Origin of the sequence: Streptomyces sp. NPDC006691, assembly GCF_042869955.1 — a bacterium.
In the GTDB taxonomy this organism is placed as follows: Bacteria; Actinomycetota; Actinomycetes; order Streptomycetales; family Streptomycetaceae; genus Streptomyces.
Map to the genome: position 1 here is coordinate 121247 of NZ_JBIAGW010000005.1, position 24999 is coordinate 146245.

The 24999-nt window shown below is 72.2% G+C and carries 19 protein-coding genes; 6 read left to right on the top strand and 13 right to left on the bottom strand.

Going from position 1 to position 24999, the window contains the following annotated elements; translation table 11 throughout:
* Positions 1–17: 17 nt before the first annotated feature.
* Entirely contained in the window at positions 18–788 is a 771-nt protein-coding gene (locus ACFYNP_RS13865; protein ID WP_345259068.1) for a DUF2127 domain-containing protein, read from the bottom strand.
* Positions 789–982: 194 nt separating this feature from the next.
* Here ACFYNP_RS13865 and ACFYNP_RS13870 point away from each other — a divergent pair, with 194 nt between their 5' ends.
* Together ACFYNP_RS13870 and ACFYNP_RS13875 are read left to right on the top strand one after the other, a co-directional pair.
* Positions 983–1612: a YoaK family protein gene (locus ACFYNP_RS13870; protein WP_388785437.1), complete on the top strand. Its 630-nt coding sequence runs from the start codon at positions 983–985 to the stop codon at positions 1610–1612.
* Between the two features lie 190 nt (positions 1613–1802).
* Positions 1803–3236: a PP2C family protein-serine/threonine phosphatase gene (locus ACFYNP_RS13875; protein ID WP_388785438.1), complete on the top strand. Its 1434-nt coding sequence runs from the start codon at positions 1803–1805 to the stop codon at positions 3234–3236.
* 80 nt (positions 3237–3316) lie between these two features.
* Here ACFYNP_RS13875 and ACFYNP_RS13880 read toward each other — a convergent pair whose 3' ends face one another.
* On the bottom strand, positions 3317–4810 hold the full coding sequence (locus tag ACFYNP_RS13880) for a hypothetical protein (protein WP_388412818.1): 1494 nt from the start codon (positions 4808–4810) through the stop codon (positions 3317–3319).
* A gap of 233 nt (positions 4811–5043) precedes the next feature.
* On the opposite strand from ACFYNP_RS13880, the gene ACFYNP_RS13885 reads away from it, so the two are divergent.
* Positions 5044–6174, top strand: a complete 1131-nt coding sequence (locus ACFYNP_RS13885) for an aminoglycoside phosphotransferase family protein (RefSeq protein WP_388412820.1) — start codon at positions 5044–5046, stop codon at positions 6172–6174.
* An 84-nt stretch (positions 6175–6258) separates the two neighbouring features.
* Here the strand turns inward: ACFYNP_RS13885 and ACFYNP_RS13890 are convergent, their stop codons facing one another.
* The 3 genes from ACFYNP_RS13890 to ACFYNP_RS13900 all read right to left on the bottom strand — a co-directional run bounded on the left by ACFYNP_RS13890 (position 6259) and on the right by ACFYNP_RS13900 (position 11612).
* On the bottom strand, positions 6259–7587 hold the full coding sequence (locus tag ACFYNP_RS13890) for an N-acetylmuramoyl-L-alanine amidase (protein ID WP_388412821.1): 1329 nt from the start codon (positions 7585–7587) through the stop codon (positions 6259–6261).
* Between the two features lie 441 nt (positions 7588–8028).
* On the bottom strand, positions 8029–8529 hold the full coding sequence (locus ACFYNP_RS13895; protein ID WP_100573614.1) for a hypothetical protein: 501 nt from the start codon (positions 8527–8529) through the stop codon (positions 8029–8031).
* A gap of 194 nt (positions 8530–8723) precedes the next feature.
* Positions 8724–11612 (bottom strand): ATP-binding protein, encoded by a 2889-nt coding sequence (locus ACFYNP_RS13900; protein ID WP_388785789.1) that lies wholly within the window; start codon positions 11610–11612, stop codon positions 8724–8726.
* Between the two features lie 300 nt (positions 11613–11912).
* Here ACFYNP_RS13900 and ACFYNP_RS13905 point away from each other — a divergent pair, with 300 nt between their 5' ends.
* Positions 11913–12986 (top strand): isoafricanol synthase, encoded by a 1074-nt coding sequence (locus ACFYNP_RS13905; RefSeq protein ID WP_388412824.1) that lies wholly within the window; start codon positions 11913–11915, stop codon positions 12984–12986.
* A 108-nt stretch (positions 12987–13094) separates the two neighbouring features.
* Here the strand turns inward: ACFYNP_RS13905 and ACFYNP_RS13910 are convergent, their stop codons facing one another.
* The 5 genes from ACFYNP_RS13910 to ACFYNP_RS13930 all read right to left on the bottom strand — a co-directional run bounded on the left by ACFYNP_RS13910 (position 13095) and on the right by ACFYNP_RS13930 (position 17629).
* Positions 13095–13361 carry a DUF397 domain-containing protein gene (locus ACFYNP_RS13910; RefSeq protein ID WP_388412826.1) on the bottom strand — a complete coding sequence of 89 codons (267 nt, stop codon included), beginning with the start codon at positions 13359–13361 and terminating at the stop codon, positions 13095–13097.
* A gap of 119 nt (positions 13362–13480) precedes the next feature.
* Positions 13481–14647, bottom strand: a complete 1167-nt coding sequence (locus tag ACFYNP_RS13915) for a thiolase domain-containing protein (RefSeq protein ID WP_388785440.1) — start codon at positions 14645–14647, stop codon at positions 13481–13483.
* Complete coding sequence (locus ACFYNP_RS13920) at positions 14644–15705, bottom strand: thiolase domain-containing protein (RefSeq protein WP_388785441.1); 1062 nt, start codon at positions 15703–15705, stop codon at positions 14644–14646. The genes ACFYNP_RS13915 and ACFYNP_RS13920 overlap by 4 nt, the downstream gene beginning before the upstream one ends.
* The gene (locus ACFYNP_RS13925; protein ID WP_388785443.1) at positions 15705–16670 is read right to left on the bottom strand and encodes a Zn-ribbon domain-containing OB-fold protein; all 966 of its coding nucleotides are present in this window, start codon (positions 16668–16670) and stop codon (positions 15705–15707) included. The genes ACFYNP_RS13920 and ACFYNP_RS13925 overlap by 1 nt, the downstream gene beginning before the upstream one ends.
* A 158-nt stretch (positions 16671–16828) precedes the next feature.
* Positions 16829–17629: a crotonase/enoyl-CoA hydratase family protein gene (locus tag ACFYNP_RS13930; RefSeq protein WP_388412834.1), complete on the bottom strand. Its 801-nt coding sequence runs from the start codon at positions 17627–17629 to the stop codon at positions 16829–16831.
* A gap of 168 nt (positions 17630–17797) precedes the next feature.
* Between ACFYNP_RS13930 and ACFYNP_RS13935 the strand changes: the two genes are divergently transcribed.
* Positions 17798–19420 carry an acyl-CoA synthetase gene (locus tag ACFYNP_RS13935; RefSeq protein WP_388785790.1) on the top strand — a complete coding sequence of 541 codons (1623 nt, stop codon included), beginning with the start codon at positions 17798–17800 and terminating at the stop codon, positions 19418–19420.
* 250 nt (positions 19421–19670) lie between these two features.
* Here ACFYNP_RS13935 and ACFYNP_RS13940 read toward each other — a convergent pair whose 3' ends face one another.
* Positions 19671–20099: a VOC family protein gene (locus tag ACFYNP_RS13940; protein ID WP_388785445.1), complete on the bottom strand. Its 429-nt coding sequence runs from the start codon at positions 20097–20099 to the stop codon at positions 19671–19673.
* Between the two features lie 247 nt (positions 20100–20346).
* Entirely contained in the window at positions 20347–21873 is a 1527-nt protein-coding gene (locus ACFYNP_RS13945; protein ID WP_388785447.1) for an alpha/beta fold hydrolase, read from the bottom strand.
* Positions 21874–22096: 223 nt separating this feature from the next.
* Between ACFYNP_RS13945 and paaK the strand changes: the two genes are divergently transcribed.
* Positions 22097–23389, top strand: a complete 1293-nt coding sequence (gene paaK, locus ACFYNP_RS13950; protein WP_388785449.1) for a phenylacetate--CoA ligase PaaK — start codon at positions 22097–22099, stop codon at positions 23387–23389.
* A 36-nt stretch (positions 23390–23425) separates the two neighbouring features.
* Here the strand turns inward: paaK and ACFYNP_RS13955 are convergent, their stop codons facing one another.
* Positions 23426–24928, bottom strand: coding sequence for an acyl-CoA synthetase (locus tag ACFYNP_RS13955; RefSeq protein ID WP_388785451.1), 1503 nt, complete (start codon positions 24926–24928; stop codon positions 23426–23428).
* Between the last annotated feature and the right edge of the window lie 71 nt (positions 24929–24999).

Here is a 24999-nt window from a genome sequence, read left to right on the forward strand (position 1 = left end):
GGTCCGCGAGTTACACCTCATCGGTGCGCCGCGACGCCGGCCGAGCTCTCCACCTCGATGAGCGAGGCGCTGTGCCGCTCGGCCTCGAAGGCCGCGTGCCCGCCCCGCAGGCCGAACAGGCGCTTGGCGAGCAGGATGTAGAGGACCGCGAGGATGTTGATCGTCAGCGTGACGATCTTCACCCAGCTGATCTTCTCGGTGAGTTCGTAGATCTCCAGCGGCAGGAACATCGCCGTGGCGACGACGGTGAGGTACTCGGCCCAGCGCTTGGCGCGCCACAGGCCGACGCCCTCGACGATCTCGATCAGCGCGTAGACGAGCAGCGCCACCGCGACGATCAGCAGCGTGGAGTGCTTGTAGTCGAAGGTCTTCTGGATGGTGCCGACGACCGGCGAGTGGTCCAGGTCGTAGTGGAAGTGGCGGAAGACCGGCCGGAACACGTCCAGGTACTCGTCGAAGAACCGGCGCACCGCGTCCTGGCTGTTGCTGAACTTCCACACCGCGATCGCGACGAGCACGATGAACAGGCCGCGCACGGCTCGCTCGACGGCCAGGAAGCGCAGGATGAACAGATCGCGCAGCACCTTGCCGCGCGGCACGAGCGGCGCGTCCTCGGCGGGTCCTGAGCCGTGCGGCTCGCCGAGGGCGAAGTCGCCGCAGCGCAGACAGCGCCAGGCCTCGCCCAGACCGGTTTCGGCACGCAACCGGTCGCGCAGCCCGGCCTCCTGCGGCGCGTACGTCACATGGCCGCGGCGCGCACAGGTGCGCCGGTCCCAGTCGATCTTCATGCTCTTCCTCCCGTGAGGCCCGCGCGGCGGACCGGTGTGTTCACAGGGACCGTAGTGGACCCTTGTCGTGGACGTGCCACGGGGTCGGGTCCGGTGCGGGAGCGCCCGCGCCGCTTCCGCCGGATGCGGATCTTCCGTCCGCGTCCGTGCCGTCGCGGCAGGTCCACACGGACTGAGAGGGCGAGAATGCGCGGATGAGTTCCGCGATCACGACACCGAACGCCGACCGGCCCGACGAGCGGTTCCTCCTGGTGCTCTCGGCGGCGTCCGGGGCCACCGACGCCTTCGCCTTCCTCTGTCTGGGGAAAGTGTTCGCCGGGGTGATGACCGGCAATCTCGTTCTGGTGGGCGCGTCGGTGGGCGCGGGGGACCGTGACGCGGTGCCCCGCGCCGTCGTCGCCCTGGCCGGGTACGCGCTCGGGGCGGCCGGGGCGGCGCTCGCCACCGCGCGCCTCGCAGCCCGGCCGCTGCTCGCCGTCCAGACCGCGCTGCTGGGCCTCGCCGCGGCCGGCTGGGGCCTCGGCTCCGGGCGGTCGCTCGGCCCGCAGCTGGTGCTGCTGTTCGCGGCGGCCCTCGCGATGGGCGTACAGGCGCGGGCCTGGGGCACCCCCACCACCTACTTCACGGGGACGTTCACGAACCTCGCCGGGCGCCTGGCGAAGCGCGAGGCGAAGCACGCCGACCGCTGGGTCGCCGGGCGGCTCGTGGCCGTCGTGGCGGGGGCCGCCCTCACCTCTCTGGTGGTGTGGTGCTGCTCGCCGGCGGCCGGCGTGACGGGCGTCGCGCTGTGTGCGGCCGCTTTCGCGCTGCCCGTGCGCGGATGATGCCGATCCGCATATGCCCGGCGGCCGGCCCCGCTCGTACGGCGCGAAACCGCTCGCCTTTGGCATATGTCAGAAGCACCACCGTATCGAGTGTTGCCAAATCCCTTACGGGGCATCGCTCCCTGTGCAACCCTCGTAACCGGTCCACTTCACCAGACCAGGCTCTACCGCGGCCGCATCGGAGAACGTCATGCCGTCCCATCTGTTCGCGGACCGTCCCGCTCCCCAACCGCCCGAGCGGGGCACGGTCGACGCACTGATCACGCAGACCCGCCGACTGCGCGGCGGCGTGGACGCGGTGCGCCGCGACGCGCTCGTGGACGAGGACGACGCCCAGCTCCGCTGGCAGCGCGCCCTGTGCGATCTGGCGGTCCATCAACTCGATGATCTGGGCTCGCACTTGGACCAGTTGCGCGACGGGCCGACCGCCGAGGAGTCGGACGCGGCGGCGCTCGCCGTCGAGAGCGTCTTCGGGCCGGGCCCGGAGGCCGCCACCCTGCTCAGCCGGGTCGGCAGCGCCGAGTGGAACCTGCTGACGGACGCGGTGAGTTGGTCCGAGGAGCTGTTCCAGATCTTCGGCCGTGCCCCGGGGAACGGCGGCATGTCGCTCGACGAACTGCCCGCCGTGGTCGTCGAGGACGACCAGGCCCTGCTCACCGCGATGGTGACCGGCGCACTGGTCGACGGCAGGCCGATCGACGGGGAGTTCCGGATCGAACGGCCCGACGGCCAGGTCCGTACGCTCCACATGATGGGCGAGCCGGTGCTCGACGCCGACGGCTGCACCGCCTCGATGTGGGCCGTCCTGCGCGATGTGAGCGAACTGCGACGCAGTCAGCGTGCCGTGCGGGAGAGCCGCGACCACCTCCAGCGCCGACGCCACATCGCCCGGACCGAACACCGGCTCGCGGTCGAGTTGCAGGAGGCCGTGCTGCCACCGTGGCGCGGCTCCCTGCGCCTCCCGCGGGGCGGCCCCGGCGCGCTCGACATCGCCGCGCACTATCTGCCGTCCTCCGCCAGCGCCCTGATCGGCGGCAACTGGTACGACGCGCTCGAACTCCCGGACGGCGCCTCGTTATTGACCGTCGGCGACCTCACCGGGCACGGCGTGACGGCGACCGGCGCGATGGCGATGCTGCTCGGTGCCCTGCGCGGCATGGCCGTCGCGGGCATCGGTCCCGGCCCCCTGATGGGCCACCTCAACCAGCTCCTGGAACAGACCGTGCAGCCCGCCCTCGGCAGCGCGGTCTGCTGCCGTTACGAGCCCGGCGAGCGCAGGCTCGTCTGGTCCGGGGCCGGCCACCCCGCCCCGCTGCTCTTCCGCGACGGGACGGGGCGCGCCCTCGGAGCACCGGACGGGGTGCTCCTCGGTGCCACGCGGGGGGCCGCCTACGGCCAGGCCGAGGCCACCCTGCTCCCGGGCGACCTGCTCGTCCTCGCCACCGACGGGCTGACCCGGCGGAGCGCCTCCGACGACGACGGACAGCGCGGGCTGCTCGGACTCGCCCCGCTCTTCGACGGTGGCCGTACGGCCCAGGACTGCGTACGGATGATCGTCGAGGAGTTCGGCGAGCACGAGCGCGAGGACGACGCCTGTGTGCTGGTGGCCCGCATCGGGTCCTGACGCACAGGCCTCCTGACACCCAGGCGGCCGTGGACGGCCTTGCGGCAGGGGGTTGTACGTTTCGGGCGTACAACCCCCTTCTAGATGTCCGCCACCCGGCTCCGCTTCAACGGGGCCTGGGGCAGGGCCAGTTGGATCTCCTCCCGCAGATCCTGGATCTTTCCGTGGCTCGCGTACTGGTTGGTGAGCCGGTACATCTCGCGCAGCCGGTCCCAGGTGCGGTGCGAGGAGGTCTCCCCCATCGACACCAGGGCCAAGCGGGCGTAGCGGTCCGCCTGTTCCGGGTCGTCGGCGATGAAGCAGGCCGAGGCGAGCGAGATGTAGTCGAAGATCTTCGAGCGCTGACGGCCGCCCACCCGCAGCGCGAGCGCCTGCTTGGCGTGGTGCTGCGCGATGGTGGCCGCGGCCGGATCGTGCTCGGCGAGCGTGCGGAAGGCCAGGGCCTCCATGCCGTGCAGGTCCGCCTCGTCGAACATCTGCATCCAACTGGGCGGCGGCACATCGCCCTTGTCCGAGACGAAGAGCTCCTCCGCCTCGCCGAGGGTGCGCCGCATCGCCTGCCCGCGTCCCATGGACGCCTGGGCCCACGCCTCGATGGTGTGCAGCATCGCCCGGGTGCGCGGCAGGGTCTCCTCACCCGAACCGGACTTGGCGAGCTTCATCAGATCGAGTGCTTCGCCGGGGCGGCCCAGGTGGACCATCTGGCGGGCGGCCCGCGAGAGGGCTTCGCCGGCGCGGGGCCGGTCGCCGCCCTCCCGTGCCGCGTGGGCGGCGATGACGAAGTACTTCTGCGCGGTGGGCTCCAGGCCGATGTCGTGCGACATCCAGCCCGCCAGGACGGCGAGGTTGGCGGCGACGCCCCACAGGCGGCGCTGGAGGTGGTCGGGGTGGCGGTAGGCGAGCATGCCGCCCACCTCGTTGAGCTGCCCCACCACCGCCTTGCGCTGGAGTCCGCCACCACGGGAGGCGTCCCAGGCACGGAACACGTCGACCGAGCGCTCCAGCGCGTCGATCTCCTGCGACCCGATGGGAGCGGCCTCGTAGCGGTCGAACCCGGCGGGGTCGGCGTGCAGGGGGTCGTGGAGGCGGGGGGCGTCGGCCGAGAGTACGGGGTCGGTGTGCAGCCAGTCGTGCATGGCGCTGCTGAGTACTGAGCCGGTGGCGAGCGCGGCGCCCGCGCCCACCAGACCGCGTCGGTTGAGCATGAGGTCCATTCCCGTGAATTCGGTGAGGACCGCTGCCGTCCGTTCGGGCGCCCACGGAAGGCCGTCCGGATTCTTGGTGTTCCTGACGTCGTTCCGCTTTCCAGCGCGCCCGTGCCGGTCGAACCCGAGGTCCTCGATGGTCACGACACGGCCGAGCCGCTCGGTGAACAGCGCCGCCAGCACCCGGGGCACCGGATCGCGCGGGGTCTCCCCCATGTCGATCCAGCGCCTCACCCGTGAGGTGTCGGTGGCCAGTTGGGGGTGGCCCATGGCCGCCGCCTGCCGGTTCACCATTCTCGCGAGTTCGCCCTTGGACCATCCGGCGAGGCCGAACAGGTCGTTCAGGCGGGTGTTGGGTTGTCCGCTCACGTCAAGCCCCCAGGTTCTCGGCTGAGTTGACAGTAATCCCCTGTCAGATGCGGCGCGACTATTCGCCAGGGTTCGCCAGGGCACGCCAGATGGTGTGCCACCCACGGCCGGGTGTCAGGTAAGAGAGCGCCACCCCGACCCGGGGGCCGGACCTCATTCCCCAGGGTGCGGCTCGGCCACCGGGACGGGTAGCGCACGCAACTTGTCGGCACACGAAGGGATCTGTCACCCCCATGTACACAGCATCGTCCTCCGTGTCCACGCCGCCCCGGCCGCACCGTCCCCTGGGAGCGGGCGGCGGACCCTACCTCGACCCCACCCAGGCCGGCTCGGCCTACGGCGTCGGCCGGATGCCACGCCGGACGGGGGCACCCGCACAGCCGCTGAGCGGAAGAATCGACCTCTCCGGTCCCCAGGGCGCCCAGCTGCGCATCGCGATCGCCTCGGTGCAGCGGATCTGCCCGGAGTTCAACCCGGTTCAGGTGCTGCGGCACAGCGGACGCTCCGTGCTGATCGTCGGCACGACAGGGCGCACGACGGCCGTCGCCAAGTGTTTACTGGACCATTCGCCCGCCTGGGCCGAGCGCTTCCGGCACGAAATAGCTGCATACCGCGCGTTCGTCCGGCACCGCCCACCGGTGCGGGTGCCGCGGCTGATCGCCGCCGACCCCGACAACTGCACCCTGGTGATCGAGCGGATGCCCGGCCGGGCGGCGGCCCTCACCCGACACCCGGTCGAGGCTCCCCCGCGCGCGGACGTCAGGGCAGCCCTCGGGGCGGTCAAGGCGGTCAACGCCTGGCGGCCGCCCGCCGAGATGTTCGGCAGGCCCCTGGACTACGCGCCGCGGATCGCGCGCTACCACGAGCTCGGTCTGTTCACCGACCGGGATCTGAGCGACCTTCAGAAACTGGTGCACGGTCTGGCCCTCTCGGGTCGAGTCGACTGGCAGTTCTCGCACGGTGACGCCCTCCTGTCCAACATCCTCCTGTCACCGGCCGGCCCGGTCCTGGTCGACTGGGAGCACGCGGGCTGGTACCTGCCCGGGTACGACCTGGCGACGCTCTGGGCGGTCCTGGGGGAGGCTCCGGCGGAGCGGCGGCAGATCGCCTCGGCCGCCCAGGAGGCGGGCCCGGCGGCGCGGGACGCGTTCCTCGTGAACCTGATGCTCGTACTGACCCGGGAGATCCGGACGTACGAGACGGCGGTGCAGCGCACCATGCGGGACGCAGCGCCGGCGAGCCCGGCGCAGAACGCCCCGGGGGTGCTGTCCGCCGGGGAGCAGCAGCGGCTGCTGCTGCGCAGGCTGCACGACGACTGCGCGCTGGCGCGGCGGGCGGTGCGGGCGGCGGTCGGCACCCGCTGACGGCCGGGCAGGGGGAGGACGGGCCGCGCGTCCAGTGCCGACACACTGGGCGCGCGGTCCGCTGTCATGGGCCTTGTCGCCGTCCTAGCGAACGCGCACCACGTCGACGTCGGAGGCCTTCACGAAGGCGATCCGGTGGCCGATCTGCACGGTCACATAGCGGGTGCTGCCGGGGAAGTACGTGTGGTCGTAGGGGTACGAGGAGTCGATGGTGGGGGCGTAGTAGTAGCCCGTCGGCGTCGGCTCGCCGCCGGGGTAGGACTGTCCGGCCTTGATGGTGTAGGCGAGCGGGGTGCTCACCCTCGGCGCCGTGAAGTCGGCGGGGTAGTCGCCTGCCGCCGGGTAGGCCGTGCCGTAGACGGGGACGTCGGTGCGGCCCTGCTTGGGGCGTACGACGTAACCGGCGGTCGCGGTGGTGGTGCGGGTGTGCGCCGGGCTCTGGAACCAGGCCTCCTGCCCGTACCACCAGATCGCGGTCCAGCCGGGTTTGCGCTCGGCGACCACGGCCTGCTGGGTGGCGCTGATCTTGCTGCCCCAGTCGCCCGCGCAGTTGGTCCCGCTCTGGCCCGGCGGGTGGAGGCCGGGGTCGGCGAACAGCGGTGCCGTGGTGGAGGGCTGGGTGTACAACGGGACCGCGCTGGAGGGCTGGGCGGGCAGGTCGATGTTCTTCTCGCAGTCGCGGAAGGCCTGGACGTTCTGCTTGAACACCGGGTTCACGGTGACCAGTTGGCCGCCGGGGCGGCCGGTGGGCTCGGTCGGGTGGCCGAGCAGGCCCATGAAGTAGTTCCAGTCCCAGTACGGTCCCGGGTCCCAGTGCATGGCCGCGGTGCCGCCGGCCGTGGTGGGCGGCACGTTGTCGTGGCCGAGGATGTGCTGACGGTCCAGCGGGATGTCGTACTTGTCGGCGAGGTAGCGCACCAGGGCCGCGGTCGAGCGGTACATCGCGGGGGTGAACCAGGTGGCGCCGCCGGTGGCGTAGCCCTCCTGCTCGATCCCGACGGAGTCGGAGTTGATGTACCAGTTTCCGGCCTGCCAGGCCACGTCCTTGGTCTTCACCATCTGGGTGACATGGCCGTCGGCGGACCGGACCACGTAGTGCGCGGAGGCGGCGCGCGTGGGGTCCTGGAAGATCTTCAGGGTGGTCGCGTACGTCTCCTCGGTGTCGTGCAGGACGATGTACTTGATCTTGTTGGTGTTCGGCCGGTCGGAGACGTCGTAGTTGCCGTACACCTCCTTGTTGGCCGGGTCGCCGGTCTGCTGGTAGGCCGCCGGTACCCAGTCGCACTTCAGGACGCGGGGGCACTCGGTGCCCGAGCCCGCCGCGCTCGCCGGGGCGGCGGGGGCCAGGGCCAGGCCCAGGGCGCCGGCCGTCGCCGTTGCCAGCGCGAGTCTGATCCTCTGCTTGGACGTCATGGACAACCCTTCTTGCCGGAAGGTGCGGGGGCTCTTGCGCCGCAGCCGCGCGTGGGTGCGCGCGGGACACAGTGCGACCTGGCATGACGGCTCGTCAAGTACCCCTCGTGCGCGCCGACTTGTAACAGTGGACGAGACCTGTGGCGGCGGCTCCGACCTGCTGGTGGCGCGACGGCCTCAACGGGCGCGCGGGCAGGCCGGGTTCAGGGGCCCGGAACGCTCCGGTCCCGGGCTGTCCCGGGCTGTCCCGGGCTGTCCCGGGCTGTCCCGGACGCGCGGGCTGTCCCGCGGGCGGGTTGTCCTCGACGCACGATGCCCGGGCGTGAGACGCCGGGACCCCGGCTCGAAGCGGCCCGGAACATGCAGCGGCCCGGCACCTCGGACGGAAGGTGCCGGGCCGTCGGCCGGTGCGCGGGTGTCCGCCCGGCTTCGCCGGAGGGGTCAGCTCTGCTGGAAGAGCTCCGCGGGCAGCGGCTTCAGAAGGGCGTACAGGTCGTCCGTGATCGGCCGGTCCCAGCTGGCGATCGTGACGAGGACGTTGTCGCTGCGGTCGAACTGCACGCAGGAGATGCGGCTTTCGGAGAGCTTGAGGCGGCGCACGATGAGCAGGTTGTCGCCCTGCATCACCGGCATGTCCTCGGTGCCGACGACCTCGATCGGCTCGTCGTTCTCCAGGGCCACGAGGAGTTGGGCGACCTCGAAGGGGACCTGGCCCTCGGCCATCTCGCGGGCCGGGGAGCCCTCCGGCAGATTGCCGATGATCATCGCGGGGCCGCGGCCGCCGAACAGGTCGTAGCGCAGGAAGACACCCTGGCAGCTGCCGTCGGGGGCGGGCAGCAGACCGGCGCCCAGGTTGCCGGGCCAGTCACCCGGGTCCATGGCCAGGACATCGAAGTCCGGGCCCGCGGGAGTGGCGGCGCTGCGGCGGCGGAGGAAGGACATGCCGTCAATGGTACGTGCCCGCGGCGCCCCGCCGGAGCCGGGCCCGGCGGCCTGGGCGGGTCGGAGCGCGGCGTCCTGCGGGGTGGTGGCGCCCGGGGCGGCCGGGTTCCGGCAGCCGGGGCCGGGCCGGCAGGGCCCGGCCCCCCGGCCCCCTGCCCGTGGGTGGCTCGGGGCCGGGGCCGTGCCGGGGCCGGTCAGCTTCCGGGCACTCCTCGGACGCCGGAGCCGCGGGGCTGCCGGGGCAGCAGTCCCGCGAGCCCGTCACGGTTGGTGCCGAGCTTGCGGAAGGCGCCGGAGAGCAGCAGTTCCACCGTGCGCTCCTTGGTGCCGAGCTCCTCGGCGATGCGCCGGTTCTCCCAGCCCTGGGCGGCCCGCTCGGCCACGGCCTTCTCCTGGGAGGTCAGCGAGTCCGAGTCGATGGCCCGCAGCTGGAGCGGGCGGAGCCCGGAGGCGGCGAGCTCCTCGCGGGCCCGGGCCGCCAGGGCGTCGGCCCCGCACAGGGCCGCGCTCTCCAGACCGCGCATCAGGAGGTCGGCCGCGTCCTGGGGCAGCCCGGCGCGGCTGAGCATCGCGCCGTGGTCGACCAGGGCCTGGGCCAGCTCGTAGGCGGCCGGGGACCTTTCGAGCTGCCGGACCGCCTCGGCCATCAGGGCCAGGCTGTCGGCGCCGGAGGTCACCTTGGCGGCCGCGTGCAGGGCCCGGCCGATGGCGCCCGGGGTGCCGAACCGCCGGGCGATCTCGACGCCCTCCTGCGCGATCGCCGCGGCCTCGACGGGGTCGGTGTGGGCGATCGTCTGCGCCAGGAGCGGACGCCACGGGCACCACATCGGGTTGCGCATGCCGCGCGGCTCCAGCCTGCGGCCGACCGCGCGCAGCCGTTCCTCGGCGTCGGTGCGCAGGCCCCGGGCGATCAGGAGCTCGCTGTAGACGGTCTCGGAGTCGGGGTAGACGACGGCGTTCGGTACGACCTGGCCGTAGTTGTAGGTGTCCGAGAGCTCCTGCGCGTCCTGGACCCGGCCGCGGGCCAGCAGGATCTCGATGAGGATGCCGAGAGCGAACCACTGCGCGGGGACCTGGTGGCCGACGCGGTCGGCGATCCGCAGTCCGCTGTGCACCAGGTCCTCGGCCTCGGAGAGCCGGCCCCGGTGGAACTTGATGTAGCCGAGGAGCGTCAGGCCGAAGGAGAGGTGGGCGCCGCGCCAGCCCTTGCGTTCGCAGTCGGCGATGCCCTGGGTGAACAGGTCGTCGGCCCGGCCGGGCTGGTCGCAGTACATGAAGGTGAGCGCGACCAGGACCGGGACCTCGAAGCCCCAGTTGTCGTCGGTCCAGGGCAGACCGCCCTTCAGGGACTCCTCGGCATAGTGCAGCGCGGTCTCGGCGGGTTCACCGCGCACCATCGCGTCCCAGGCGCGCAGGCCGAGGATGTAGCGCTCGGCCTTGCCGCGTCCGGTGAGGTGTTCGGCGAGCCGGGCCAGGCTGCGCGAGCGGGCCGGTGAGTCCTCCTCGTCGGCGCGGAAGGCGTTCCACTGGAAGCTCTCGGCCTGCATGCGCAGCCGGGTGCGGGCGCTGGTGGAGTTCTTGGCCTCGGCGCCCACGACGGCGGCGGCCTCGCTCAGCCGGTCGGTGTGGGCCAGTGCCTGGGCGAGCCGGTAGGTGACGGCTTCGCGCAGTTCCGGGGCGAGTTCGGGCTCTTCGAGGGCCGCCTTGAGGTGGTTGACGGTGGTGGCGGGCTCGTTCAGGAGCGCCGAGCAGCCGAGTTCGAAGAGGACCTCGGCGCGCTCCTCCAGGGCGGGAGGTTCGCGCAGGGCGCGGGCGAGACAGCGCCGGGCCGCGTCCGGGGCACCGGCCCGCAGGTAGTCGCGGGCCGCGGCGCGCAGCTGGCGCACCGCCCACCGGTCGTTCTCGGGGTGCATCTCCAGGATGTGCCGGGCCGCGGCGGTGGCACCCAGTCCGGCCTCGCTGACGGCGAAGGCGGCCTGGCCGTGCATCGCGACGCGCATGGCGGACGGTATGGCCCGGTAGACGGCGGTGCCGACCAGCGGGTGGAAGAAGTCGAGACGGTCCTGGATCTCGCCCGGAGGGGCCAGAATGCGGGCGTCGCGCAGCTTGTCGATGGCGTCGGCCATCTCCTCGGCGCCGAGCCCCGCGACCCCGGCCGCCATCTCGCGGCGGGCGTCGGTGCCGAGCACGGCGACGGCCCAGGTGAGCCGGAACGCGGAGGGGCCGAGCCGCTCAAGGTGCTCGATGAGACCGTTGCCGCGTACGGCGGAGGCCAGTTCGCGCAGCTCGGTGGCGTTGGCGTACTGGGGTTTGATGCCGCGGTCGCGGATTCTCGCGACGAGTTCGACGGCCTCGTACGGGTTGCCGGCGGTCAGCGCCCAGCATTCGCGGGCGAACAGTTCGTCGCCGCCCTCGCCGAGCACGTCGCGCACCAGGTCGCTGACGGCGGCCGGGGTGAACGGCGCCAGGTCCAGCGGCCGTGAGCCGTGCCGGGTGGCGAGCCGGCGGAACTCGGCCGCGTGCCGCGGCAGTTCCTCGGGCCGGTAGGCGACGACGATGAGCAGCGGCAGGTCCGATGCGCGCAGCGCGAAGGAGGTGAGCCAGGCCAGGGTCTCCTCGTCCGCCCAGTGCGCGTCGTCCACGACGAGGACCACGGGTGCGTACTGGACCGCGAAGCGGGTGACGAGCCAGTCGAGGCCGTCCCGCACGCCCTGCGGGTCGGGCACCACGCCGCTCTGTCCCGCGACCAGGCCGACGGCCGGTGCGACGATGTCGTACCAACTCCCCAGTATCTTGCGGTGTTCTTCCTCGCTGCTCGCGGCGAGGACGGGCTGCACGAGCTGGCGTACGACGTGGAACGCGACGCCTTCCTCCTGCTCGCTGCCGCGTGCGGCCAGCAGGGTGCAGCCGCGGGCCGCGGCTTTGCGGCGGACCTCGGCCACCAGTGTGGTCTTGCCCAGTCCCGCCGATCCGGCGATGGCGAGCAGTCCGCCGTTGGGCGCGCTCCCCTCACCTGCCCGGCCGCACAGGTCGTTCAACATGCTGTCGAACAGGATCAGTTCTTCGTCGCGCTCAAAGAGCATCCGGCGCGGCACGCCGCCCCGGCCCTTCGTCTCCGCCACAGCGGTCCCCTTCTGGCAGTAGCACCGAGCCTACGCCCCGGACACGTACCGTGACATGAATACCCGGCTGCCGTCTCCTCCTTGACTGTTTAAGTTGGCTGAATCCGTGGGTGGTTGGCATCGAAATGTCCCGGTGGGGCGCCAGTGAGGGCCTCGCACGCCCCCTCCACGCTGTCGGACTCCGCCAGCGTGCGACTGGCCTCCGGCCGTCCTCACCTTGATGATTGAACTACGTACGGAGTACTAAGGAGGCGGTGCCGCATGGGCAGCACTGGCAGGGTCCGGTCGGCCCGGACGCGGACCGGTCTCGTCGACATCCCCTTTCCGGCCCGCAGGCATCCCCGGGACGCGGTGGCCCGGCGCCACACGCTGGACTGGCTCTACGAGTTCGGCATGCTGGCCGGGGAGCAGGCCACGGCCGAGTACGACGCGATGGGCCTGGAGCGCCTGATGGCGTACTTCTATCCGGACGCCTCGGACGCGCATCTCGCACTGGCGACCGACCTCAACGCCTGGTTCTTCGTCTTCGACGACCAGTTCGACGGCCCGCTCGGGAAGCGTCCCGACCTGGTGCTGCGCCAGATCGACACGGTGCTGCACACCATGAGTGACGAGCCTCCGGTGCCGGGTGCGACGACGAACCGACTGGCCGAAAGTTTCCGTGATCTCTGGCAACGGGTCACCGCGGGCACGCCGTTACTGTGGCAGGACCGCTTCCGGGCGCACTGGCGCGAGTATCTGACGGCCTATCACTGGGAGGCGCTGAACCGCACCCGCAACGGCACGCTCTCGCTGCCGGGCTTCCTGCGCGGCCGCCGGGACTCCATCGGCGTGCAGCCCTGCCTCGACCTCGTGGAGCGCTGCGGCGGCTACACACTGCCGAGGGAGCTCCACGAGGGCGTGCCGCTGGCCGAGATGCGGGAGATCACCGCCGATGTGGTGATCTTCGTCAACGACATGGTGTCCGTGGACAAGGAGCTGGCGGCGGGCGACGTCAACAACAGCGTGATCATTCTGCTGCGGCAGGAAATGTGCACCGTCGAGCAGGCCCTGCGCCGGGTCGCCACCATGGCCAACTCCCGGATCGCGCGCTTCCAGGACCTGACCGTCGAGCTCACCGCCCAGCTCGACAAGACCGCACTGCCCGAGCAGGTGCGGGCGAACGTGGCCGACTACGTCGACGGCATGCGCGCCCTGATGAGCGGGAACCTGGCGTGGTCCCTGGAGACCGCGCGGTACGGCGAGGCCGGCATCGCCGCCGTCAGCGAGGGCCGCCAGCGGCCCTGGGCCCAGCTCTTCCCCGAGCAGGCCACCGAGGAGCGGGAGGGCGCGTAGCACTCAACCCGCTGCACGGGGAGGGGTGTTGAGGAGGAAGGCGGCCGCCACACCGGAGCCGCCGGGAGGATCGAGCCCCTCCCGGCGGCCGCGGTTCCGGCGGATCGTTCAGGTGAGATCGAACTCGCCGTCGCGCGCGTTGATCACGAAGGCCCGCCACTCGGCGGGGCTGAAGATCAGCGACGGGCTGCCGGGGTTGCCGCTGTTGCGCATGGCGATGAAGCCCTCGACGAAGGCGATCTGCACGTCCCCCGCCCCCTGACTGCTCGACTGCCACTCGGCCTCGCTGAGGTCGAGCTCCGGCTTGTCCCAGCCGGAACGGGTGTGACCCGCAAGGGTCCGCAAGGTGTGCTGGGTGGTGCTGGTGTCAGCCACGTCCGTGCTCCTCCCCGGTTCTGTCGTCCGGGGGCCACCCTAGCGATCGTCCGCGGGGACGGACAGGCCACGGGAGGAGTACCGGAGGCCGCCCGCCGCGAGCGGACGCCGGGCGGGCCTCAGCCGGTGGGCGGTTCGGCGCCGACGAGCCACATCGAGAAGAACTGCGAGCCGCCGCCGTAGGCATGGCCGAGCGCCTTGCGCGCCCCCTCCACCTGGTGCTCGCCGGCCAGACCGCGCACCTGGAGGGCCGCCTCGGCGAACCGGATCATGCCGGATGCCCCGATGGGATTGGTGGAAAGGACACCGCCCGAGGGGTTCACGGGCAGGTCCCCGTCGAGTTCCGTGACGCCGGCCTCGGTGAGCTTCCAGCCCTCGCCCTCGGCGGCGAAGCCCAGGTTCTCCAGCCACATCGGCTCGTACCAGGAGAACGGCACGTACATCTCGACGGCGTCGATCTCCCGGCGCGGGTCGGCGATGCCGGCCTGCCGGTACACATCGGCGGCGCAGTCCTTGCCCGCCTGCGGCGACACGAAGTCCTTGCCCGCGAACAGGGTCGGCTCGCTGCGCATCGCGCCGCCGTGCACCCAGGCCGCGGGACGGGGCGAACGGGCCGCGCCCGCGCGGTCGGTGAGGATCATCGCGCAGGCCCCGTCCGAGGACGGGCAGGTCTCGGAGTAGCGGATCGGATCCCACAGCATCGGCGAGGCCTGGACCTTCTCCAGGGTGATGTCGTGCTCGTGCAGATGCGCGTAGGGGTTCTTCAGGGCGTTGCGCCGGTCCTTGTACGCGACGAGGGAGCCCACCGTGTCGGGGGCGCCGGTGCGCCGCATGTAGGCCCGTACGTGCGGGGCGAAGAACCCGCCGGCCCCGGCGAGCAGCGGCTGGGTGAAGGGAACCGGCAGGGACAGGCCCCACATGGCGTTGGACTCGGACTGCTTCTCGAAGGCGAGGGTGAGCACGGTCCGGTGCACCCGGGCGGCGACCAGGTTGGAGGCGACGAGCGCGGTCGAGCCGCCGACCGAGCCCGCGGTGTGCACCCGCAGCATGGGCTTGCCGACCGCGCCGAGCGCGTCGGCGAGGTAGAGCTCCGGCATCATGACGCCCTCGAAGAAGTCGGGCGCCTTGCCGATGACGACGGCGTCGATGTCGGCCCAGCTCAACTCGGCGTCGTCGAGCGCCCGTTGGGCCGCTTCGCGCACGAGTCCCGCTATCGACACGTCGTGCCGGGCGGCCACGTGCTTGGTCTGGCCGACGCCGACGACGGCCACGGGTTCCTTGCTCATGACTCCCCCTCCAGGACGGCGACCAGGTTCTGCTGCAAGCAGGGTCCGGACGTGGCGTGCGCGAGGGCCCGGTCGGACTCGCCCCGGTGGATGCGGGCGGCGGCCTCGCCGAGCCGGATGAGGCCGGCCGCCATCACGGGGTTCGCGGCGAGCGCACCTCCGGACGGGTTGACGGCGACGTCGTCGCCGAGCCGCAGCGCCTTGCGCAGGACGACCTCCTGCGAGCTGAACGGCGCGTGCAACTCGGCGGTGTCCACGGGCCGTTCGAAGGCACCGGCCCGCTCGGCCGCGAGCCTGGCGGACGGCGAGTCGGTGAGGTCGCGCACGCCGAGTCCGTGCGCCTCGATGCGGTGGTCCATGCCGCGGATCCAGGCCGGCCGCGCACACAGTTCGCGGGCCCGGTCACCGGCGGCGAGGATCACCGCGGCGGCGCCGTCCCCGATCGGAGGGCAGTCCCCGGTCCGCAACGGCCGCACCAGGTAGTCGCCCTGGGGGCGTGAACCCCGCACCTGCGCATGCGCGTTGGCGCCGGCGTCGTCCCGGCTGCGGGCGGCGACCGCGGCGAGCGCGGGCTCGTCGGTCTCCCCCGCGTCGACGAGGGCCTGCGCCTGGAGGGCGGCGAGCGCGATCGAGTCGGGCCACAGGGGCGCCACGTAGTACGGGTCGAGCTGGCGGGTCAGCACGTCGCGCACCTCGCCGGGCGAGGACTTGCCGTAGCCGTAGACGAGCGCGGTGTCGGCCTCGCCGGTGAGGATCTTCACCCAGGCCTCGTAGAGCGCCCAGGCGCCGTCCATCTCCACATGGGACTCGGAGATCGGCGGCCAGGCGCCGACCCCGTCGAGCGCCATGGTGAAGGAGAAGGCGCGGCCCGCGAGGTAGTCGCTGGAGCCGGAGCAGGTGAAGCCGATGTCGCTGGTCTTCAGGCCGGTGGCGTCCAGGACCTGGTGCAGCACCGGCATGAGGAGTTCGACCTCGGACAGGTCGTCGGTGCGGCGCCGGTGGTCGCTCTGCGCGAACGCGACGATCGCCACGTCCCGGGCGGCAGGTGTGGGCGCCATCAGATCAGCTCCTTGTACGTCTCGTAGTCGGCGTCGGGCTCGCCGGTGGGCCGGTAGTGGTCGGGGTAGCGGCCGCCCTCGCTCCACACCGGCTCGACCCGCAGCCCCATCCGCACCTGGTCGTACGGGATGCCGCCGATGCGCCCGTGCAGGGCGAGCCCGGCGCCGTCGAGCGCGATGTGCGCGTAGACGTAGGGCACTTCGATGTCGAGGTTCTTCGCCTTGATGTTGACGATGCAGTACGTCGTGACGGTCCCGGCGGGCCCGACCTCGACCCGCTCCTCGGTGGCGACCCCGCAGGTGGGGCAGGCGCCGCGCGGCGGCACGTACACCTTGCGGCAGGAGAGGCAGCGCTCGCCGACGGTCCGGCGGGCGGAGAGCGCGTTGATGTAGGCGGACTGGGCGCGGCCCGGGCTGTAGGTGTAGTCGAGCCGCGCCGGCGCCACGATCCCGGTGACGGGGTCATGGAACTCGCCGCTGTGCGGCGTGGGTTGATGCCCGGCCGCCTCCCCCTCTTCACCGGGTTCGAAGCACGCGATGTCGGTGATGGCGCCGGTGCGTTCGGCGGCCCAGCGGACACGGACGCGCATCCCGGTGTGCACGGCGTCGGGGCCGGGGGCGTCCAAAGCGTGCAGGAGGGCGGTGTCGGCTCCGTCCAGCCTGACGAGCACCCAGGCGAAGGGCCGGTCGAGGGGCTGGCCGCGGCGCGGGGCCGGATTCCAGGCCCAGGTGGTGACGGTGCCGGTGGCGCCGACCTCGACGAGATCCCGGATCTCCTCGGCGGTGACCGGGTCGTACTCGACGGGCGGCACGAGCACGCGCCCGTCGCCCGTGCGCACCCCGAGCACGGTCCGCTCCCGCAGCCCCGTGAGAAAGGCGCTCTGGACCGGCCCGAGGGACCGGGTGAAGGGAAACTCGACGACAAGCGGCGCCCGCAGCACCTCGGGCCCAGCAGAGCCAGCCATGAAAGAACTCCTTAAGTCCAGGGCCACCTACAGCCCGTCCGGCGTGTGAGGACGAGCGCCCCTCGGGGCGCGAACGGGGTCCGGGGCCGAGCCCCAGGAGACCGGCGCCCCCGCCCACACCCCCGGAGGGTCTCGGGAAGGGGCGGGGCGGGGAAGAGCTAGGCCCGCCGATAGACCGCCGCCCGCTTCTCGGCGAACGCCAGCGCCCCCTCCTTCGCATCAGCCGTGGCGAACACCGGCCACCCCCGCTCAAGTTCCGCCGCCAGCCCGTCCGCCTCGCTCATGGACGCCGTGTCGTACACGCACGCCTTGACCGCCTCCACGGCCAACGGCCCGCACGCGTTGACCTGCGCCGCGATCTCCAGCGCCACGTCCAGCGCCGTACCGTCGGGCACCACCCGCCCGATGAGCCCGATCCGCGCCGCCTCCTGCGCACCGTACGGCCGGCCCGTCAGCAGCATCTCCAGCGCGTGCGTGCGCGGAATCTGCCGCTGGAGGCGGACGGTCGAGCCGCCGATGGGGAAGAGCCCGCGCTTCACTTCGAAGAGCCCGAACGTCGCCCCGGCCCCCGCGACGCGGATGTCCGTGCCCTGGAGGATCTCGGTGCCCCCGGCCACGCAGTACCCCTCGACGGCGGCGATCACGGGCTTGCGCGGCCGGTGGTGGCGCAGCATCGCCTTCCAGTGCAGATCGGGGTCGGCCTTGAGCCGGTCCCGGTACCGGTCCCCCGCCATGCCCTGGCCCGCGAGGGCCTTGAGGTCCATGCCGGCGCAGAAGTCGCCGCCCGCGCCGGTGAGCACGACCGAGCGGATCGAGTCGTCCGCGTCCGCCTCCAGCCAGCCGTCGTAGAGCCCGACCAGCAGCGGAAGCGACAGCGCGTTCTTCGCCTCCGGCCGGTTCAGGGTGAGCACCAAGGTGGCGCCCTCGCGACGCACCGTGAGGTGTTCCGTACCGCCCATTGCCGTCCTCCCGTCTCAAGACCTAGAACAGGTTGCAGTAGGGGCGGTGTCAGTTCAATAGTTTTCTGACACTCAGTCAGTTTTCTTCTGCGGCACCCCTTCCCAGTTGTGCGCGGCTTTGTTCTGATGACCCCCGAGTTCAGTCGGGGCGCGGTGTCAGGAGGAATGGTGGAGTACAACCTTGCCGACCTGTTCGAGTCCGTCGTCGACGTGGTCCCGGACCGCGAAGCGCTCGTGTACATCGACCATCCCGGAACGGGCGCCGAACGCAGGCTGACCTACCGCCGGCTGGACGAGGCCGCCAACCGGCTCGCGCACCATCTGATCGACGCGGGCCTGAAGCCAGGCGAGCACCTGGGCCTGCACCTCTACAACGGCATCGAGTACCTGCAGACCGTGCTGGCCGCGCTCAAGGCGCGCCTGGTGCCGGTGAACGTGAACTACCGTTACGTGGAAGAGGAGTTGGTCTACCTCTACCGGGACGCCGACCTCGCGGCGCTCGTCTTCGACGCCGAGTTCACCGAGCGGGTCGCGGGCGCGCTGCCCCGCACCGAGAAGCTGCGGCACCTGGTCCGGGTCGGGGCCGCTCCCGAGGGCGCTCCGGCCCTCGCCGCGACGGCGTTCACGGAGGCCGAGGCCGCGGGCTCCCCCTCGCGGGGATTCGCGGCGCGTTCGGCCGACGACCAGTTCATCATCTACACGGGCGGCACCACCGGGATGCCCAAGGGTGTGATGTGGCGTCAGGAAGACCTGTTCTTCGCGGGGTTGTTCGGTGGCGAACCGGCGGGCGAGCCGGTCCAGCGGCCCGAGGAACTGGCCGAGCGGGTGGCCAGGAGCGGCTCTGGCCTCACCTTCTTCCCCGCTCCCCCGCTCATGCACGGCACCTCCACGCTGACCTCGTTCGTCGCCTTCAACTACGGCCAGCGGGTGGTGATCCACCGCAAGTACGTCCCCGAGGAAGTGCTCCGCACGATCGAGAGGGAGCGGGTCACCAGCGTCTCCCTGGTCGGTGACGCGATGCTCCGGCCCCTCGTCGACGCGCTGCACGGCCCGCTCAAGGGCACCGACATGTCCTCGCTGTTCAGCGTGTCCTCGTCCGGGGCGATCATGTCCGAGACGGTGCGCGACCAGTTGCAGGCCCTGGTGCCCAACGCGCTGATCCTGAACAACTTCGGCTCGTCCGAGTCCGGCTCCAACGGGAAGGCCACGGACGACTCGGGCCCCGAGAAGGGCTTCCGCCTGGAGGTCAACGAGCGTACGCAGGTGGTGGACCCGGTGTCGTACGAGCCGGTCGCGATCGGCGAGGTGGGACGGCTCGCCCAGCGCGGACACGTTCCGCTCGGCTACTACAACGACCCGGGGAAGACCGCCGAGACCTTCTTCCAGAAGGGCGACGAGCGGTGGGTGCTGCTCGGCGACATGGCGACCGTGGACGAGGGCGGCATCGTCACGGTCCTCGGACGGGGCTCGCAGTGCATCAACACCGGCGGCGAGAAGGTGTACCCGGAGGAGGTCGAGCAGGCCCTCAAGGCGCATCCCGATGTGTACGACGCACTGGTGGCCGGGGTGCCGGACGCCCGGTGGGGCAGCCATGTGGCGGCGGTCGTCCAGGTCCGCGACGGCGCGGCCGAGCCGACGCTGGAGGGGATCCAGACCCACTGCCGCACCCGCCTCGCCGGCTACAAGGTGCCCCGCCAGCTGGTGATCACCCCCACCATCCAGCGCTCCCCCAGCGGCAAGGCGGACTACCGCTGGGCACGCTCGGTCGCCACCGAGGCCGACGGCATCTGACCGGGCCCTGTACTTCCGAAGCCGCCGCGACGCGGCAGGCGGATCGGCCTGCCTTCCCACCTCTGCCGCTGCGGCTGACGCGCTCGACGGTGCTCCCGGGTTCCGCCCGACTCGGCCTGCGGATCCTCAGCCTCGGGGCCGGACGTCTCCGGCAAGGTCTCGCCAAGCGGGGCGAGTCGAAGACAACGGCCGGGGCGGAGACGGCCCGCGAGCCGGCACGCGACGGGAGTGCCGGGCGCGTGACGGGAGTTCAGCCTCCGGGCGTCTCATCGATGGCGGGCATCGGTTCACCGCCTGGATGCCACCCGTTGAGGAAGGCGGCCTGCCTGGTGACGTCGACAAGTTCGATCCGGGCACCGATGCCGTCCATGTGGTGATAGGCGAACGGCCGGCCATAGGGGCAGCCCGAGAAGTCCACGGGCATGCCCGCTTCCTCCAGACGCTGCGAACCCTGCCGCACATCACTGGTCCAGAAGCCGATGTGATCGAATCTGGCACCCCTGGACGCGTCCCAAGGGCTGCCGGGCGGTCCTTCGATGAGTTCGATGAAGGGCGGCCCGCCTGTGGTGAAGACGATGCGGTAGTCCCACACACCGAGCCGGTCCGACACCGGGTCGCTCCACTCGACCCCGGCCGCACGCCGAAGGTCCCGCATTGCCTGATCGAGGTCCGGAACCACGAAGCACACATGGTAGAAGGCAGTCATTCACCCATGATCGAGCACGAGCACTTCGCCCGCGGCGACTCCCTGCTCCCGTCTTCCCCCGCAGGCCCCGGGACCGCCCGGTGGGACGCGCTTCGGTACGCGTTGGAGCCTCGGATGGGGCCGCTCGTCCCTCCCCGGCAGCTTCGGGAGCGCAGGACCGGTCCGGCATCACCCGGCCAGGCCCGCGCGCCTCAGCCGAACCCGGCCGGGCCCGCGCGCCTCAGCCGATGTCGAACTCCCTTAGTGCGGAGAGGAATTGACCGGGACGGTCGGTGTGGACGAGGTGGCCCGCCTCGATGGTGACCAGGCGGGCGTCCGGGATCCGCGAGGCCAGCCGGGCCAGTTTCCGCTGGTCGATGTGGCTGCCGGGGCCGCCCGCGACGACCAGGGTGGGCGTGGCGATGGCGGCGAAACGGTCGTGCCAGGCCGGGTCGGGGTCGTTCAGCTGGGCGTCGATGGCCCCGATGACGGCCCAGTCCATACCCAGCGGCCCCTCGGGGCGTTCGGCGGGGCCGCGCGGCGGGTCGAGGGGGAACAGCGGCGGGGCCTCCTCCAGGACGAGCCGGCCGATCAGGCCCGGCCCCTCCGCGGCGAGCAGCGCGGCGGCCGCGGCGCCCATGGAGTGGGCCGCCAAGTCGGCCCCGGCCAGTCCCAGTTCGGTGATGAAGCCGCGTAGGTCGTCACGGAACGCCTCGAAGGAATAGCGGCCCGGCCAGTCGCTCAGGCCGTGGCCCCGCAGGTCGAGCGCGTACACCCGGTGCGTGACCGCGAGGCGTTCGGCGATGTGGTCCCAGTCGCGGCTTTCGCCGCCCCGGCCGTGCACGAGGATCACGGGCGGCGCGGTCTCGGCGCCGCGCACCCGGTAGGCGAGCCGGACTCCGTCGACGACGACCGTGCGCACGTCGGGGTCGAGGAAGGCGGCGACGGTGCGCACGAAGGCCTCGGGGTCGTCGATCCACGGGGAGTGACCGGCGCCCGGCTGTACGACGAGCTCCGCGTGCGGAAGGAGGGCTGCCAGTTCGGCGGCACGGGCCGGCGTCGGACCGCCGTCGTACTCGCCCGCGATCACCAGGACGGGCACGTCGAGCCCGGCGAGCGCGGCCACGGTGGCCGCCGGGTCGAAGGCGCCGCCCGCGTAGTAGGCACCCGCCATGGCCCGGTCCCGTGCGGCTCGGGTGAGGGCCTCGTGCCGCCGCGCCGCCGCGTCCCACCGTCCGTAGGCGAAGGGGCTGATGACGTCAACGACCTCGGCCCAGGCGGCATCCCCCGCCCAGAGCCGCTCGAAGGCCGCGCGGCCCTCCGCGTACCAGGGTTCGCCCGCCCGCAGGGCGACGGCCGCCCGCCAGTCGCCCTCGGTCACCTCGATCCCCACGGCACGGACGCCGGGCGCGACCAGGGTGAGCGTGCGGACCCGGTCGGGGTGGCGGGCGGCGTACAGGAGCGCGAGGTTCCCGGCGGCGGAGTGGGCGAGCAGGTCGAGGCGGTCGAGACCGAGGTGGACGCGCAGCGCCTCCACGTCGGCCACCTGCCGGTCGCAGCGGCAGGAGGCCGGGTCGTCGGGCACGCCCGAGTCGCCGGCGCCCCGCGGGTCGGGCAGAACCAGACGCCGGTGGGCCGTCAGCCCGCCCAGGTCCCCGAGGTAGGCGGAGGCACCCATCGGGCCGCCGGGCAGGCAGATCAGCGCCTCGCCGTCGCCGCGCAGGTGATAGGCGATCGAGGTTCCGTCGTACGTCGTGAACTGGGGCATGCGGCCGATCCTCACAGCCGGTCACCGCGCCCGGCAATCCGGTTTCGCTCACGGCGCCATCGTGGACGGCCGTCTCCCGTCGACGCGGGGCCCTCCGAGTCGTCCACAGGCCTTGACGGACCCCGTGGGCTGCTGAATTACTGATCCGACACAGATCGACCGAATGATCGGTCGTCCGATTTCGTCGCCCTCCCGCGGGCGGAGCGAGGACGGGAGCGCATCCATGGCACCTGAGCTGGACGAGGGCGAGCGGCTGAGCGGGCCGGAACTCCAGGCCCTTCAGCTCGACCGGTTGCGCGCCTCGCTGCGTCACGCCTACGAGCACGTCGGCTTCTACCGGGACGCCTTCGACAGGGCCGGGGTGCACCCGGAGGACTGCGTCTCGCTCGCCGATCTCGCGCGCTTCCCCTTCACCGCCAAGTCCGATCTGCGCGACCACTACCCGTTCGGAATGTTCGCGGTCCCCGAGAGCGACATCCGGCGCATCCACGCCTCCAGCGGCACGACCGGCCGCCCGACCGTCGTCGGCTACACCCAGCGCGATCTGGACACCTGGGCGGACGTGGTGGCCCGCTCGATCCGCGCGGCGGGCGGCAGGCCGGGCCACAAGGTCCATGTGGCATACGGATACGGCCTGTTCACCGGTGGGCTCGGCGCGCATTACGGGGCCGAGCGGCTCGGCTGCACGGTGATCCCCGCCTCCGGCGGCATGACGGCCCGTCAGGTCCAGTTGATCCAGGACTTCCGCCCCGAGATCATCATGGTGACCCCGTCCTACATGCTCACGCTGCTCGACGAGTTCGAGCGGCAGGGCGTCGACCCCCGCTCCACCTCGCTCAAGGTGGGCATCTTCGGCGCCGAGCCGTGGACGCAGGAGATGCGCACCGAGATCGAGGAGCGGTTCGCGATCGACGCGGTCGACATCTACGGCCTGTCGGAGGTCATGGGCCCCGGTGTCGCGCAGGAGTGCGTGGAGACCAAGGACGGGCTGCACATCTGGGAGGACCACTTCTATCCGGAGGTCGTGGACCCGCTGACCGGCCAGGTGCTGCCGGAGGGCGAGCGCGGCGAGCTGGTCTTCACCTCGCTGACCAAGGAGGCGATGCCGGTGATCCGCTACCGGACGCGGGACCTGACCCGGCTCCTTCCCGGTACGGCCCGGGTGTTCCGGCGGATGGAGAAGGTGACCGGCCGCAGCGACGACCTGGTCATCCTGCGCGGGGTGAACCTCTTCCCCACCCAGATCGAGGAGATCGTGCTGCGCACGCCCGGCCTCGCCCCGCACTTCCAGCTGCGCCTGACCCGCCAGGGCCGGCTCGACGCGCTGACCGTGCGGGTGGAGGCCCGGGCGGACACCACTCCGGAGCGGCGCGCGGACGCGGCCCGGTCGATCGTCGCGGCGGTCAAGGACGGGATCGGCGTCTCCGTGGCGGTGGAGATCGTCGACCCGGAGACCATCGAGCGCTCGGTGGGCAAGTTCAAGCGCATCGTCGACCTGCGGGAGGTGCGCGGCTGACCGGCCGCCCCCAACCTGGCCTGGAGCGACCGGTGTTCAGGAGAACCGGTCGCGCAGCTCGCGCTTGAGGATCTTGCCGCTGGCGTTGCGCGGCAGCTCGTCCACGAACAGGACCCGCTTGGGCGCCTTGAAGTGGGCGAGCGACTCCCTCGCGTGAGCGATGAGTTGCGCCTCGGTCACCGATCCGTCCGCTCCCTCCCGCCGCACGACGAACGCGGTGACCGCCTCGATCCAGCGCTCGTCGGGCAGCCCCACGACGGCCGCCTCGGCGACCGCCGGATGGGTGTACAGCGCGTCCTCGACCTGGCGCGAGGCGATGAGGACGCCGCCGGAGTTGATGACGTCCTTCACCCGGTCGACGACGGTGAAGTACCCCTCGCCGTCGCGCACGGCGAGGTCACCGGAGTGGAACCAGCCGTCCCGGAAGGCCTCCTCGGTCTCGGCGGGCCTGTCCCAGTAGCCCTCGCACAACTGCGGGGAGCGGTAGACCACTTCGCCCGCCGCCCCGTCGGGCACCTCCTTGCCGCTCTCGTCCACGACCTTGGCCTCGACGAACAGCACGGGCCGCCCGCACGAGTCGAGCCGCCCCTGGTGCTCCTCGGGACCGAGGACGGTGGCCAGCGGCCCGATCTCGCTCTGACCGAAGCAGTTGTAGAAAGCGAGCCCCGGCAGCCGTGCGCGCAGCCGCTCCAGGACCGGCACCGGCATGATCGAGGCCCCGTAGTAGGCCTTGCGCAGAGCGCTCAGGTCGCCGGTGGCGAAGGCGGGGTGGGCCGCGAGGGCGATCCACACCGTGGGCGGCGCGAACAGCGAGTCGAGCAGCCCGCGCGCCACGAGGTCGAGGATCCGGCCGGGGTCCGGTGCGTCCAGGATCGTGTTCTCCGCGCCCACCGCGAGGTAGGGCAGCAGGAAGACGTGCGTCTGCGCCGAGTGGTAGAGCGGCAGGGCGTGCACGGGCCGGTCCGAGGTGCGCAGGTCGAGGGCCGTGATGGCGGAGACGTACGCGTGGACGAGGGCGCGGTGGGTCATCATCGCGCCCTTGGGCAGCGCGGTGGTGCCCGAGGTGTAGAGCAGCTGGACCAGATCGTCCCCGTGGCTCGCGCAGGCGTACGCGCGCGGCTCGGCGAGGGCCGCGAGCAGCGAACCCCCGGCATCGCGCAGCGGGCGCACGGCGAAGCCTGCGGGCACCTGTGCGGCGAGCGCGGGGTCGGCGAGCACGAGGGCGGCGCCGGACTGCTCCAGGATGTACCCCAGGTCGGCTCCGGTGAGGTGCTGGTTGACCGGCACATGGATCAGCCCGGCCCGGGCGCAGCCGAGGAACGCGATCAGGTAGGCGTCCGAGTTGTGGCCGTAGGCGGCGACCCGGTCGCCCTTGCTCAGACCCAGGCCGGCGAGGAAGGCGGCCGCCGTGGAGACGGCCGCGTCCAGCTCGGCATAGCTCCAGGTGCGTTCCCCGTATCGCAAGGCGGTGTGGTGCGGGGTGCGGCGGGCGCTGCGGCGCACGATGCCGTCGACGGTGCTGCTGCGTACGTCGTCCATGGCTGGATCCTGGGCGGCCGGGCGGCCGGGGTCAACCGTCCGGCTGCCCGGCCTCGCGGTCGCGGTCGCGG